The 13003-nt window shown below is 66.9% G+C and carries 13 protein-coding genes; all 13 read left to right on the forward strand.

Annotated elements, in window-relative coordinates:
- The first annotated feature begins 91 nt into the window (after positions 1-91).
- The 13 genes from coxB to L8K25_RS07420 all read left to right on the forward strand — a co-directional run bounded on the left by coxB (position 92) and on the right by L8K25_RS07420 (position 12958).
- Positions 92-1219: a cytochrome c oxidase subunit II gene (coxB, locus tag L8K25_RS07360; RefSeq protein ID WP_242138243.1), complete on the forward strand. Its 1128-nt coding sequence runs from the start codon at positions 92-94 to the stop codon at positions 1217-1219.
- Between the two features lie 3 nt (positions 1220-1222).
- Complete coding sequence (gene ctaD / locus L8K25_RS07365; protein ID WP_242138244.1) at positions 1223-2884, forward strand: cytochrome c oxidase subunit I; 1662 nt, start codon at positions 1223-1225, stop codon at positions 2882-2884.
- 130 nt (positions 2885-3014) lie between these two features.
- Positions 3015-3920: a heme o synthase gene (locus tag L8K25_RS07370; RefSeq protein WP_242138245.1), complete on the forward strand. Its 906-nt coding sequence runs from the start codon at positions 3015-3017 to the stop codon at positions 3918-3920.
- Positions 3917-4072: a hypothetical protein gene (locus L8K25_RS07375; protein ID WP_242138246.1), complete on the forward strand. Its 156-nt coding sequence runs from the start codon at positions 3917-3919 to the stop codon at positions 4070-4072. Before L8K25_RS07370 ends, L8K25_RS07375 begins: the two co-directional genes overlap by 4 nt.
- Positions 4069-4626, forward strand: coding sequence for a cytochrome c oxidase assembly protein (locus tag L8K25_RS07380; RefSeq protein WP_242138247.1), 558 nt, complete (start codon positions 4069-4071; stop codon positions 4624-4626). The genes L8K25_RS07375 and L8K25_RS07380 overlap by 4 nt, the downstream gene beginning before the upstream one ends.
- A gap of 47 nt (positions 4627-4673) precedes the next feature.
- Positions 4674-5534, forward strand: a complete 861-nt coding sequence (locus tag L8K25_RS07385) for a cytochrome c oxidase subunit 3 (RefSeq protein ID WP_242138248.1) — start codon at positions 4674-4676, stop codon at positions 5532-5534.
- Positions 5534-5920 carry a DUF983 domain-containing protein gene (locus L8K25_RS07390; protein ID WP_242138249.1) on the forward strand — a complete coding sequence of 129 codons (387 nt, stop codon included), beginning with the start codon at positions 5534-5536 and terminating at the stop codon, positions 5918-5920. The genes L8K25_RS07385 and L8K25_RS07390 overlap by 1 nt, the downstream gene beginning before the upstream one ends.
- Complete coding sequence (locus L8K25_RS07395; protein WP_242138250.1) at positions 5917-6552, forward strand: SURF1 family protein; 636 nt, start codon at positions 5917-5919, stop codon at positions 6550-6552. Before L8K25_RS07390 ends, L8K25_RS07395 begins: the two co-directional genes overlap by 4 nt.
- Positions 6553-6563: 11 nt before the next feature.
- On the forward strand, positions 6564-7964 hold the full coding sequence (gene thrC / locus L8K25_RS07400) for a threonine synthase (RefSeq protein WP_242138251.1): 1401 nt from the start codon (positions 6564-6566) through the stop codon (positions 7962-7964).
- 51 nt (positions 7965-8015) lie between these two features.
- A complete protein-coding gene (locus L8K25_RS07405) occupies positions 8016-8879 on the forward strand; it encodes a class I SAM-dependent methyltransferase (protein ID WP_242138252.1) in 864 nt (287 codons plus the stop codon).
- A gap of 324 nt (positions 8880-9203) precedes the next feature.
- A complete protein-coding gene (locus L8K25_RS07410; RefSeq protein WP_242138253.1) occupies positions 9204-12353 on the forward strand; it encodes a YdbH domain-containing protein in 3150 nt (1049 codons plus the stop codon).
- Between the two features lie 47 nt (positions 12354-12400).
- The gene (locus L8K25_RS07415; RefSeq protein WP_242138732.1) at positions 12401-12583 is read left to right on the forward strand and encodes a YnbE family lipoprotein; all 183 of its coding nucleotides are present in this window, start codon (positions 12401-12403) and stop codon (positions 12581-12583) included.
- Positions 12584-12958, forward strand: coding sequence for a YdbL family protein (locus tag L8K25_RS07420; RefSeq protein ID WP_242138254.1), 375 nt, complete (start codon positions 12584-12586; stop codon positions 12956-12958).
- Positions 12959-13003 lie beyond the last annotated feature (45 nt).

Raw genomic sequence — 13003 nt, forward strand, 5'->3', positions numbered from 1 at the left:
CGCTTATAGGCCCAAAAGAAAAAGGCGTATCCCCGCCGGATTGTCGTCGTATAGTCGGTGGAGTCGCCAGGGGTAGAAACAGAGGATGCGTATGATCGGATTCAAGTCGATCGTGCTGGCCGCGGGCCTCGCGATGGTTGCTACAGGGGCGGTTCAAGCCGCGCCACAAGCCGCTCCGGTCGTTACCGTTTCCAAGCCCGAAGTCACGCCGGCGCCCGCTGCCGCAGCGCCTGCTACACCGTCTGCGGCAACTGACCCGATGCTCGCGGTCGACGGCGCGCCCGCGATGGCGATCGACCCCAATATCGGGCAGCCGGTGCTTGGCCATATCTCGCTCCAGCCGCAGGTCACCAAGACCGGACGGCAGGCGGCGTGGTTCCACAATGCGCTGCTGATGCCGGTCATCACCGTCATCTCGCTGTTCGTGCTCGCGTTGCTCGGCCTCGTGATCGTGCGGTTCCGCCGGGCAGCGAACCCGGTAGCGTCCAAGACCTCGCACAACACCATCCTCGAGGTCGCCTGGACCGGCATCCCGGTGCTGATTCTGCTCGGGCTAGCGCTACCGTCGATCGGGTTGTTGCAGGCGCAGTACAAGCCCGCGCCCAAGAATGCGGTCGTGCTGAAAGCGATCGGCAACCAATGGTATTGGTCTTATGAATATCCGGGCAACGGCGGGTTTTCGATCACGTCGAACATGCTGAAAGAGGCCGATCAGGTCGGCAAGGGCGAACGCGCCCGCGCCGCGGTCGACGGGCCGCGGCTGCTCGCGACCGATAATCGGGTGGTGCTGCCGGTCGGCCAGCCGATCCGGCTGATCACCACCTCCAATGATGTGATCCACAGCTGGGAAATCCCGGCGTTCTGGATCAAGCTCGACGCCATCCCGGGTCGCCTCAACGAGACCAGCTTCACGATCGAGAAGCCCGGCGTCTATTTCGGCGTCTGCTCCGAACTGTGCGGCGCACGGCACGGCTATATGCCGATCACCGTCGAGGCAGTGCCCCCGGCGGTGTTCGCCGCGTGGGTCAAGGCCAAGGGCGGGACGATGCCCGCCAATGGCGCGCCTGCAGCGCCGGTCGCCAAGACCCCGTCCGCCGTCGCGACGGGCGAGCCGACCGCGATCGGCAACGCCGCGGCCGCGGCGCTGCCGGCCGTGGCGCCCGTCGCCGGTGCCAGCCCGGTCGCTGCCCCCGCCGCCAATGCTTCCGCAGGGAACTGAGTCATGACCGATACCGCCCTGACCCCCAGCGCCTTCGAAGCGCATCACGACGCCGCCCATGCGCATGACGCGCATGACATGCCGTTCTTCGCGCGTTGGTTCATGTCGACCAACCACAAGGACATCGGGACGCTGTACCTGATCTTCGCGATCGTCGCGGGGATCATCGGTGGCGGTATCTCGGGTCTGATGCGCGCCGAGCTCGCGCATCCGGGGATCCAGTATCTCGGCTATTGGGCGAGCTTCCTGCCCGGTGGCGAACAGGGGCTCGATCACTCGCTCCATCTGTGGAACGTGCTGATCACCGCGCATGGCCTGATCATGGTGTTCTTCATGGTGATGCCCGCGATGATCGGCGGGTTCGGCAACTGGTTCGTGCCGATCATGATCGGCGCGCCCGATATGGCGTTCCCGCGGATGAACAACGTGTCGTTCTGGCTTCTCATCCCTGCCTTCACGCTGCTGCTGGCATCGCCGTTCTTCGGCGGCGCAGGTAACGGCTGGACGCTCTATGCGCCGCTCTCCACCTATGGCGAGCCGGGGCCGTCGACCGACATGGCGATCCTCGCGCTCCATCTGGCGGGTGCATCGTCGATCCTCGGCGCGATCAACTTCATCACCACGATCTTCAACATGCGTGCACCGGGCATGACGCTGCATAAGATGCCGCTGTTCGTATGGTCGGTGCTGGTCACCGCTTTCCTGCTGCTGCTGGCGCTGCCGGTGCTCGCCGCGGCGATCACGATGCTGCTGACCGATCGTAATTTCGGCACGACCTTCTTCGATCCGGCCGGTGGCGGCGATCCGGTGCTGTACCAGCATCTGTTCTGGTTCTTCGGCCACCCCGAGGTCTACATCATGATTCTGCCGGGGTTCGGCATCGTCAGCCAGGTGATCTCGACCTTCTCGAAGAAGCCCGTCTTCGGCTATCTCGGCATGGCGTACGCGATGGTCGCGATCGGCGTGGTCGGCTTCGTCGTGTGGGCGCACCACATGTTCACGACCGGTCTCAGCGTGAACACCAAGATGTACTTCACCGCAGCGACGATGGTGATCGCGGTGCCGACCGGCATCAAGATCTTCTCGTGGATCGCGACGATGTGGGGTGGCTCGCTCAGCTTCAAGACGCCGATGCTGTGGGCGATCGGGTTCATCTTCATGTTCACGGTCGGCGGCGTGACCGGCGTGGTGCTCGCCAACGGCGGCATCGATGACTACATGCAGGACAGCTATTACGTGGTGGCGCATTTCCACTACGTGCTGTCGCTGGGGGCTGTGTTCTCGCTGTTCTGCGGCTTCTATTACTGGTTCCCGAAGATGTCGGGGAAGATGTACAACGAGTTCCTCGGCCAGGTGCATTATTGGGTGTTCTTCCTGGGCGTGAACGTGATGTTCTTCCCGATGCACTTCCTGGGCCTCCAGAACATGCAGCGCCGCGTGCCGGACTATGCCGATGCGCTCGCGCAGTGGAACTGGGTCGCCAGCATCGGCTACATGATCATGGCGGCATCGATGGTGGTGTTCTTCGTCAACGTCATTATGTCGCTGATGTCGGGCAAGAAGGCTGGCGACAGCCCGTGGGGCGAGGGCGCGACGACGCTCGAATGGACGCTGTCGAGCCCGCCGCCATACCACCAGTTCGAGACGCTCCCGCGGATCGACTGACGTTTTAACTCCCCTCCCGCTTGCGGGAGGGGTAGGGGTGGCCCTGCGCTCTGCTCCGACCGATTCCGCGAGGGGATAGCGCGAGCCCACCCCCAGCCCCTCCCGCGAGCGGGAGGGGAGGATTTTGTAAATGACCGTTGTGACCGTTTCCAACCCGAGCCTTCCCGCCGACTGGCGCGACTTCTTTGCGCTGACCAAGCCCCGCGTGATGCGTTCGGTCGTGTTCACCGCGCTGTGCGGGATGCTCGCCGCGCCGGTATCGCTGCCCCCAGTCCTCGCCTTCACCGCGATCCTCGCCATCGCGCTTGCGGCGGGCGCGGCGGGCGCGCTCAACCAATGGTATGAGTCCGACATCGATGCGCTGATGAAGCGCACCGCCAAGCGCCCGCTCCCCGCGGGCAAGATGGAGCGCGAGACCGCGCTCCAGTTCGGCGTGGCGCTCGGCGTGTTCTCGGTGTTGTTGATGGGGCTGGCGGTCAACATCCCCGCCGCCGCGCTGTTGGCCGTATCGATCCTGTTCTACGTGCTCGTCTATACCGTGGGCCTCAAGCGCCTGACCCCTCAGAACATCGTGATCGGCGGCGCGGCGGGCGCGTTTCCGCCGCTGATCGGTTGGGTCGCGGCGACGGGGTCGGTCTCGACGCTGCCGCTGCTGATGTTCGCGATCATCTTCCTGTGGACCCCGCCGCACAGCTGGGCGCTCGCGCTGCTGATCCGCGACGATTACGCCAAGGGTGGCGTGCCGATGCTGCCCGTCGTCGCGAGCGCCAGGACGACGCGCGCGCAGATGCTGTTCTATGCAGTGCTGATGACCACGGCGGCGATCTCTCCTTGGCCGCTCGGCCTCGCGGGCTCGCTCTACGGAATCGTGACGTCGGTGCTGTCGGCGGTGTTCCTCGGACTGACCGTCTGGGTCGTCGTTCAGCGCGCCGAGACGCCCGCGACGATGAAGGCGGAACGCTGGCTGTTCGTCTATTCGATCGGCTATATCCTCGCGATCTTCGCGACCCTCGCAACCGATCGGTGCCTGGCATGAACGAGCTTCCGGATCCGACCGCACAGGCGGCGCTTGTCCGCAAGCGCCAGCGCGCACGCGCGACCGCACTGGCGATCATCCTGTTCGCGTTCGTGATCCTGGTGTTCGCGATCAGCATTGCCAAGATCAAGGCGGGGATGCCGCACGCATGATCCGTTCGATCGCCCGGATGGATCGCAAGCTGCGGACGGCAATGCTCGCGGTGCTGGGCATCTGCTTCATGTCCGGGCTCGGCTGGGCGAGCATCCCGCTGTACCGGATGTTCTGCCAGGCGACCGGCCTCAACGGCACGACGCAACGCGGGACGGTCGCGCCGGGGGCGGTCAAGAACCACCAGATCCGGATCGACTTCGACACCAATGTCGCGCCGCACATGCCGTGGAAGTTTTCCCCGGAGAACCCGTATGACACGGTCGACGTCGGCGCGCGCGACATGGCGTTCTTTACGGCCACCAACACCTCGAACAAGCCGATCACCGGCACCGCCACCTTCAACGTGACCCCCGCGCAGGCTGGCAAATATTTCACCAAGATCCAGTGCTTCTGCTTCACCCAGCAGACGCTTAAGCCGGGCGAGACCGCGCGCATGCCGGTGATCTTCTTCGTCGACCCGAAGATCCTCTCGGATCCGGACGCAAACGACGTCGAGACAATCACCTTGAGCTACACGTTTTACCCGGTGGATTCGGCGAAAGCCAAAAGCTAGGGTAGTAAAAACCGATCGATCCAACGATCATACGACGGGGATGCAGCATGGCCGGTGCCAAGAACCACGATTACCACATCCTGCCGCCAAGCATCTGGCCGCTGGCCGGAGCGATGGCCGCTCTCGCCATGGCGTCGGGTGGGATCATGTGGATGCACTCCGCGGTCGGCGGCGGCTTGGTATTTTACGCCGGGCTCGCTGGCGTTCTTGCGGTGATGTACGGCTGGTGGCGGCAGGTCATCCTCGAGGCGAATGCGGGGGATCACACCCCGGTCGTCCAGCTGCATTTGCGCTACGGCATGATCCTGTTCATCGCGTCGGAAGTAATGTTCTTCGTCGGCTGGTTCTGGGCGTTCTTCGATTTCTCCCTGTTCCCGGCGGGCGTGCAAGTGCTCGACGGCAAGGTCAGCCTGATCGCCGACGTCGCGCGGGGCGCGGGGCAGTGGCCGCCCAAGGGGCTCGAGGTGATCGACGCCTTCAAGTTCCCGCTGCTTAACACGCTGATCCTGCTCACCAGCGGCACCACCGTGACCTGGGCGCACCATGCGCTGATCCACGGCGATCGCGACGGGCTCAAGAAGGGGCTGTGGGCGACGATCATCCTGGGGCTGATCTTCAGCTCGATCCAGGCGTTCGAATATTCGGAAGCGCCGTTCCCGTTCAAGGGGCTCAACTATGGCGCGGCGTTCTTCATGTCGACCGGGTTCCACGGCTTCCACGTGATGATCGGGACGGTCTTCCTGATCGTCTGCCTGATCCGCACCTATCGCGGCGACTTCACCCCCAAGCAGCATTTCGGGTTCGAAGCGGCGGCGTGGTACTGGCACTTCGTCGACGTGGTGTGGCTGTTCCTGTTCGTCACCGTCTATGTCTGGGGCGGCTGGGGCGCGCCGGTCCATAGCGGGTGATGCCGCCGGAGCGGGGCCAGACCTTCGTCGCGCCGAACCCGGCGGCCGCCGCGCTCAAAGGGCTTTGCCCGCGCTGTGGCGCGCCGGGTCTGTTCCGCGGGTGGTTGGACTTCGCTGCGAAGTGCCCACGCTGCGGGCTCGATTACAGCGCGTTCAACGTCGGTGACGGGCCCGCTGCGATCCTGACCTTGGTGCTGGGCGCGCTGATCGTCGGGATCGCGATCGCGATCCAGCTGGCGTGGGGGCCGCCGATCTGGCTTCAGCTCGTTATCTGGCTGCCGATTACGGTGTTCGGCGTGGTCGGGTCGCTCCGTGTCGCCAAGGCGGCGCTGCTGGGGGCGGAGTATCGCAACGCCGCGCATGAGGGACGAATCACCCCGCCATGAAGTGCGTTCCGGTCTTCGCGACGATTCTGGTCGCGCTGGCAATCATTGCGATGGTTGCACTTGGCGTGTGGCAGCTCGGGCGGCGGGCGGACAAGGCCGCGCTGCTCGCCCATTATGCGCGGAACGTCACACTGCCGCCGGTCGCCTTCCCCGCAATCCCCGTCGACGACGGGCTTTTATTCCGCCGTTCCAGTGCCTTATGCCTTGAGCCTGTGAGCTTCGCGATCGAGGGCGGGCGCAATGCGCACGGTGGCACGGGCTGGCGCCAGATCGCGCATTGCCGCACCGGCGCGGAAGGGCCGGGCTTCACGGTGCAGCTCGGGTTCGGCAAGGATCCGCACGCCAAGCCATCGTGGAAGGGCGGACCGGTCACGGGCTATATCAGTCACGCGCCCGACCATCAGCCGCTGATCGCCGGTCTGTTCGGCAGCGCCGCGCCCAAGACGCTGATGCTCGTGGCCGACCCGCCGCTCGCCGGGCTCGATCCGAATCCGCAACCCGATCTGTCGGCAGTGCCCAACAACCACCTCGCTTATGCGGTACAATGGTTCATCTTCGCCGCGATCGCCGCAATAATCTATGCGCTTGCGCTCCGGCGACGCACGGTTGCCGAGTCGGACGCATCCCGCTAACCGCAGTCGCCATGCGCTATATCAGCACGCGCGGCACTGCGCCGGCACTCGATTTCCGTGACGTGACCCTCGCCGGGCTGGCGAGCGACGGCGGATTGTACCTCCCCGAAAGCTGGCCGCAGTTCACGCCGGAGCAGATCTCCGCGATGCGCGGGCTTTCCTATGTCGAGACCGCGGTGCAGGTGATGTTGCCGTTCGTCGGCGATGCGCTGAGCGAGGCGGAGCTGCGCGGATTGTGCGAGGAAGCGTACGGCCGGTTTGCGCACGCCGCAGTCGTGCCGCTCGTCCAGCTCGATGCGCAGCACTGGCTGCTCGAGCTGTTCCACGGCCCGACGCTCGCGTTCAAGGACGTCGCGCTGCAATTGCTCGGGCTGCTGTTCGAACGCTTCCTGACCGGGACAAGTCAGCAACTGACCGTGATCGGTGCGACGTCGGGCGATACCGGCTCGGCGGCGATCGACGCGCTCGCCGGGCGTGCCGGGGTCGACGTGTTCATGCTCCACCCCAAGGGCCGCGTGTCGGATGTCCAGCGGCGGCAGATGACGACGGTGATCGCGCCCAACATCTATAACATCGCGCTCGAGGATTCGAGCTTCGACGATGCGCAGGCGCTGGTGAAGGCGATGTTCAACGACGACGCCTTTTCGCAGCGGTTCGCGCTGTCGGCGGTCAATTCGATCAACTGGGCGCGGCTGATGGCGCAGGTGGTCTATTATTTCTACGCCGCGGTCCGGCTGGGGGCGCCCGAGCGGCCGGTCGCCTTCTCGGTTCCGACGGGCAATTTCGGCGATGTGTTCGCGGGCTATGTCGCCTCCAAAATGGGGTTGCCGGTCGCCAAGCTGATCGTCGCGACCAACGTCAACGACATCCTCGCCCGCGCGCTCTCGACCGGGGATTATTCGAGCCGGAGCGTGATCCCGACGCCGAGCCCGTCGATGGACATCCAGGTGTCGAGCAATTTCGAGCGCCTGCTGTTCGATCTCGGCGGGCGCGATGGCCACGCGCTCGCGGCGCAGATGCAGGGGTTCGAGGCGACGCGCGCGATGCAGCTGACCAATGCGCAGCGCGCCGGTGCCGCCTCCCTGTTTGCGAGCGACAGCGTCGATCTCGACGACATGGCGCTGGCGATGCGGCGGACGTGCGAGCGAAGTGGGCAGGTGATCGACCCGCATACCGCGATCGGGCTGGCGGCCGCGCACCGGGCGGGTCTCCCCGCCGACGTGCCAGTGGTGACGCTGGCAACCGCGCATGCCGCCAAGTTCCGCGACGCGGTCGAGCGCGCGACCGGGCAGCGGCCGGGCCTTCCGGCCCGGATCGGCGACCTGTTCGACCGCGAGGAGCGCTATGACACGTTGCCGGGGACGTTCGACGCGGTGACGGCGTATATCGCCGAGCGGGCGACGGCGAAATGATGGCGCGTTGTTGTGTCGCTGTCTCCCCTCCCTGGAAGGGAGGAACCCAGCATGACGCTCCTCACTCTCATTACCGAACCCTGGGCCGATTACGGTCTCATCGACTCTGGCCATGGCCGCAAGCTCGAGCGCTATGGCCGCTTCCGTTTCATCCGGCCCGAGCCGCAGGCGATGTGGGCACCCGCGTCCGATCGCTGGGAAGCCGACGGCGACTTCATCGGCGCGTCCGACGAGGATGGCGGCGGGAAATGGCATCTGTCGAAGGATGTGCCGCGCGGGGGCTGGCATGTGCGCTGGGAGGAACTGCTGTTCCTCGCGCAGAACACGCCGTTCCGGCATCTCGCCTTCTTCCCCGACATGGCCGCGCAATGGGCGTGGATGCGCGGGCGTGTGGCCGAGGGGGACGAGGTGCTCAACCTGTTCGGCTATACCGGGGTCGGGACGCTCGCGCTTGCCGCGAAGGGCGCGCGGATGACGCATGTCGATGCGTCGAAAAAGTCGGTCGAGGCGGGCAAGGCCAACGCCTTCCTGTCCGACATGGCGGATCGCCCGATCCGCTGGATGGTCGACGACGCCGCGAAGTTCGCCGCGCGCGAGGTGCGGCGTGGGCGGCGCTACGACGGGATCTTCCTCGATCCGCCCAAGTTCGGGCGCGGGCCGGAGGGCGAGGTGTGGCGGCTGGAGGAGAATCTCCCGGCGCTGATCGCGGATTGCCGCGCGTTGCTGGATGTGGAGAGCAAGTTCCTGGTGCTGACGGTCTATGCGGTGCGGATGTCGGCGCTCGCGATTGGCGAGCTGGTGCGGCAGGCGCTTGGCGATCTCGGCGGGACGGTCGAGGTCGGCGAGATGGCGGTGCGCGAGGAAGCACGCGGGTTGTTGCTTCCGACCGCGATTTTCGTGCGCTGGTCGAAGTAGCGGGGGCGCCGGGGCTGGCGTCGTCACTGCGGCGGCGGCGCGACTTCTGCGAAAATTGCGGATGGACATCACGCTTCGTGTTTTCCCGCAAAGGCGAGACCTTTGCCAAAATCGGTTTACCGACCGGTCCCGCGTTGTTTTCCCGCGAAAGCGGGAATCCAGGGTATAGCAAAGCAACACCTGAACGCTCGCGCGACTCCTGGGCTCCCGCTTCCGCGAGAGAACGGATATGGTTTCGCAGAGGCCTCGCCTGCGCCGGGGTGACGGGGGGGCTTCTGTCCGTCTAAGGTCTTGGCGCAAGGCAATGCGGGTGACGAAGACGGCGTGACGGACGATATTCCCGAGGAATCGGTTTCGCCCGTGGCAACCGGGCGGCGTCGTGCGTCATGGCGATGGGTCCTGTCCGGCATCGTGCTGGCGATCCTCGTCCTGCTCGCTGCGCTGTGGCTCGCGCGCAAACCCGTCGCCGAGCATTTCATCGACGATGCGCTCAGTGCCGCGCACGTGCCCGCGCGCTACGAGATTTCGCGGATCGGGCTGCGCACGCAGCGGCTGACCAACGTGCGGATCGGCGATCCCGCACGGCCCGATCTGGTCGCCGACTGGGTCGAGGTCGATACCAGCCTGTGGTTTTCGGGCGTCGGGATCACCGCGATCCGCGTGGGCCATGTCGCGATGCGGGCCACGCTCGCGAACGGCAAGGTGTCGTACGGATCGATCGACCGCCTGCTCCCCGCGCCGTCGGGCAAGCCGTTCGCGCTGCCCGCATTCCATGCCGAGATCGCGGATGCGCGGATCGCGCTGGCGACGCCGTACGGACCGGTCGCGCTGGCGCTTGCGGGTCGGGGAAAGCTCGACGACGGGTTCCGGGGAACGCTCGGCGCGCGGTCCACCGCGCTTGACCTGAGCGGTTGCCGGATCTCGGTGCTGAACGCCACCTTCGCCATCCGGATCGATGCGGCGCGGCCGAGCCTGGCGGGTCCGGTCGCCGTCGATCGTGCGGCATGCAAGGGTGTCGTCGTGGCGCGGGTGCGGGCGGATGTGTCGGTCGCGCTCGGGCTGACGCTCGACCATTTCAAGGGCAAGGCGCAACTGGTGATCGGCGACGTCTCAAGCGCGGCCGCGCGCGTGCAGCAGGTGGCGGGGACGGTCGCGTTCGTCGGCTCGGCGGAGGATGTCTCCGGGGCGGTCGACCTGACGTCGGGGGCGCTCGCTGCGGCGGGAACGCGTGCGGGCGGGGCGGGGGTAAGCGGCCGCTATCGCTACGCCGACGACGGTTTCGCGTTCGATGGCCGCGTCCACGCGGATCGCGCGGCGGTGCCGCCTGCGCTGCTCGCGCGACTGAGACCGATGCGCAGCGTCGGGGCAGGCACGCCGATCGCGCCACTCGCCGCCAGGCTGTCGGCGGCGCTCGAGTCCGCGGGGCGATCGATCGATGGCACTGCGGCGGTCTCGGCGATTATCGACGGCAAGCGCGGTCAGCTGGTCGTATCGCGGCTCGACCTGGCGAGGGCCTCGGGCGCGCGCGCGACGCTGTCGGGTGGGAGCGGCGTGGTCTATCGCTGGCCGGGCGGGGTGCGGATCGCAGGCGAGGCGGTGTTCGCGGGCGGCGGTCTCCCTTCGGCGCGGATCATCATCGCGCAGGCGGCACCCGGCGCGGCGCTGGTCGGGCGGGCGGTGGTCGAGCCCTATGCGGCTGCGGGTGCGCGGCTCGTCGTCGCGCCGATCGCCTTCTCCGCCGGGGGCGGCGGCGCGAGCCGGATCGCCACGCGGATCGCCCTGAGCGGCCCGCTCGGCGATGGGCGGGTCGAGGCGCTCGCGCTGCCGGTGGAGGCGCGTTGGGACGGGCGCGGGACGCTGATCGTCAATCCGGGCTGCGCGCCGATCGGCTTCGCGCGGTTGCGCACCAATGGCATCGACTTGCCGCGATCCGCGCTGACGGTGTGCCCGCAGGATGGTGCGCTGGTGCGGCTGGCGAACGGTCGGCTTGGCGGTGGTGGCCGGATCGGCGGCGCGCGGCTGGCGGGGACGCTGGGCGCCTCGCCGGTGACGCTCGCGCTGCGCCGTGTGGCGTGGACCCTTGCGGACGGACGGTTTGGCGCGAACGGGGTTGGCCTGCGGCTGGGTGCGCCGGAGCGGGTGACGCGGCTCGATATTACCGATCTCACCGGCGCGGTGGCCGACGGCGGCGCGGCGGGGCGGTTCGTCGGGGCGGGCGGGCAGATCGGTGCGGTGCCGCTGGTGCTGTCGGGTGCGACGGGCGGGTGGCGGTTCGCGAGCGGCACGCTTGGCGTGGACGGCACGATGACGGTCGCGGATGCTGCCGCCGTCGCGCGCTTCCGGCCGCTCGCGGCGCGCGACGTCACGCTCCGGCTCGAGGCCGGCCGGATCACCGCGGGCGGCGCACTGTTCGAACCGAGCCGCTCCGTACGCGTCGCGGACGTCACGATCGTCCATGACCTTACGCCGGGGACCGGCCATGCCGACCTGCGTGTGCCGGGGATCGTCTTCGGGCCGAAGTTCCAGCCCGAATTGCTGACGCCGCTGACGCTGGGCGTGGTCGCGGATGTCGTCGGCACGGTTGCGGGCGCGGGGCATATCCGCTGGACGCCGCAGGGGGTGACGAGCGACGGCGTGTTCGGCACCGCCAATACCGATCTTGCCGCCGCGTTCGGTCCGGTGACGGGGATCGCGGGCGAAGTGCGTTTTACCGACCTGCTCGCGCTCGCCACCGCGCCGGGGCAGGTGGCGACGGTCAAGAGCATCAACCCGGGGATCGCGGTGACCGACGGGACGATCCGCTATCAATTACTGCCCGGCACGCGGATCGCGGTCGAGGAAGGGGTGTGGCCGTTTGCGGGGGGCGCGCTGCGGCTCGAGCCGACGCTGCTTGATTTCGGATCGCCGCAGGAACGGCGGATGACGTTCCGCGTGACCGGCATGGAGGCGGCGCAATTCCTCCAGCAGTTCGATTTCAAGAACCTCGATGCGACCGGCGTGTTCGACGGCGTCTTGCCGATGGTGTTCGATGCGAGCGGCGGGCGGATCGTCGACGGACGGCTGGCGGTGCGGCCGGGCGGGGGAGCGATCGCCTATGTCGGGGAGATCACGCAGAAGGACCTCGGCTTCTGGGGCAATTATGCGTTCCAGGCGCTGAAATCGCTGCAATATCGCAACCTGTCGCTGGTGATGAACGGACCGCTCGCGGGCGAGATGATCACCGAGGTCACGTTCGCCGGGATCAGCCAGGGCAAGGGGGCGAAGCGCAACTTCCTGTTCGACCGGCTCCAGAAATTGCCCTTGGTGTTCAACATCCGCGTGCGCGCGCCGTTCCGGCAGCTGATCGATTCGGCGCAGAGCTTCTACGATCCCAAGCGGTTGATCGAACGCAATCTGCCGAGCCTGCTGCTCGAGCAGGACAAGCAGTCGAAACCCCCCGTTATTCAGCCCCCGGAAAGCAGAATCGTGCCATGAGCGAAACAGGATTGACGATCGATATGGGACGACCGAGCATCGCAGCGATGAAACGAATGGCATCGACCGCGAGTTTGGGTGCCCTGATGACGCTGGCGGGCTGCGTCAGCATCAATGCGCCCGACAAGCCGATCGAGATCAATCTCAACATCAATGTGAAGCAGGAAGTCGTCTACCGGCTCGACAATCAGGCCAAGACGGTGATCCAGTCCAACCCGGGAATCTTCTGAATGCGTACGTGGAAAATGGCGGCGATGCTCGCCGCGGCAGTGTTGCTCGGGACGGCGGGCGTCGCGCTGGCGCAGGACGACTGGAAGGCGGCGCGCGCCGCCGGGCAGATCGGCGAGCAGCCCGATGGCTATCTCGGCGTGGTGGGGGCGTCGACGCCCTCGCTGGCGGCGCTGGTCGCGCACGTCAACATCCAGCGCAAGTCGGTCTACACGCGCGAGGCGGCGGCGAACAACGCGACGGTCGAGGATTTCGCGTTTACGTCGGGGTGCAACCTGATCGCGAAGACGGCGCCGGGGGACAAGTATCGCGCGCCGGGCGGCGCGTGGAAGACGCGTGAAGCGGGTGCACCGGAGCGGGACTCGCGCTGTTTGTGATGTAAACAGCGCATCCACCCCGGCGAAGGCCGGGGCCCAAGAGCG

This window comes from Sphingomonas sp. TREG-RG-20F-R18-01 (assembly GCF_022662475.1).
Taxonomy (GTDB): domain Bacteria; phylum Pseudomonadota; class Alphaproteobacteria; order Sphingomonadales; family Sphingomonadaceae; genus Sphingomonas.

Excerpts from the sequence above, each read along its gene's own strand:
- coxB (WP_242138243.1), top strand. The coding sequence starts at position 92 with ATGATCGGATTCAAGTCGATCGTGCTGGCCGCGGGCCTCGCGATGGTT.
- L8K25_RS07375 (WP_242138246.1), top strand. The coding sequence starts at position 3,917 with ATGAACGAGCTTCCGGATCCGACCGCACAGGCGGCGCTTGTCCGCAAG.
- L8K25_RS07385 (WP_242138248.1), top strand. The coding sequence starts at position 4,674 with ATGGCCGGTGCCAAGAACCACGATTACCACATCCTGCCGCCAAGCATC.
- thrC (WP_242138251.1), top strand. The coding sequence starts at position 6,564 with ATGCGCTATATCAGCACGCGCGGCACTGCGCCGGCACTCGATTTCCGT.
- ctaD (WP_242138244.1), top strand. The coding sequence starts at position 1,223 with ATGACCGATACCGCCCTGACCCCCAGCGCCTTCGAAGCGCATCACGAC.
- L8K25_RS07390 (WP_242138249.1), top strand. The coding sequence starts at position 5,534 with ATGCCGCCGGAGCGGGGCCAGACCTTCGTCGCGCCGAACCCGGCGGCC.
- L8K25_RS07395 (WP_242138250.1), top strand. The coding sequence starts at position 5,917 with ATGAAGTGCGTTCCGGTCTTCGCGACGATTCTGGTCGCGCTGGCAATC.
- L8K25_RS07420 (WP_242138254.1), top strand. The coding sequence starts at position 12,584 with ATGCGTACGTGGAAAATGGCGGCGATGCTCGCCGCGGCAGTGTTGCTC.
- L8K25_RS07380 (WP_242138247.1), top strand. The coding sequence starts at position 4,069 with ATGATCCGTTCGATCGCCCGGATGGATCGCAAGCTGCGGACGGCAATG.
- L8K25_RS07415 (WP_242138732.1), top strand. The coding sequence starts at position 12,401 with ATGAAACGAATGGCATCGACCGCGAGTTTGGGTGCCCTGATGACGCTG.
- L8K25_RS07370 (WP_242138245.1), top strand. The coding sequence starts at position 3,015 with ATGACCGTTGTGACCGTTTCCAACCCGAGCCTTCCCGCCGACTGGCGC.
- L8K25_RS07405 (WP_242138252.1), top strand. The coding sequence starts at position 8,016 with ATGACGCTCCTCACTCTCATTACCGAACCCTGGGCCGATTACGGTCTC.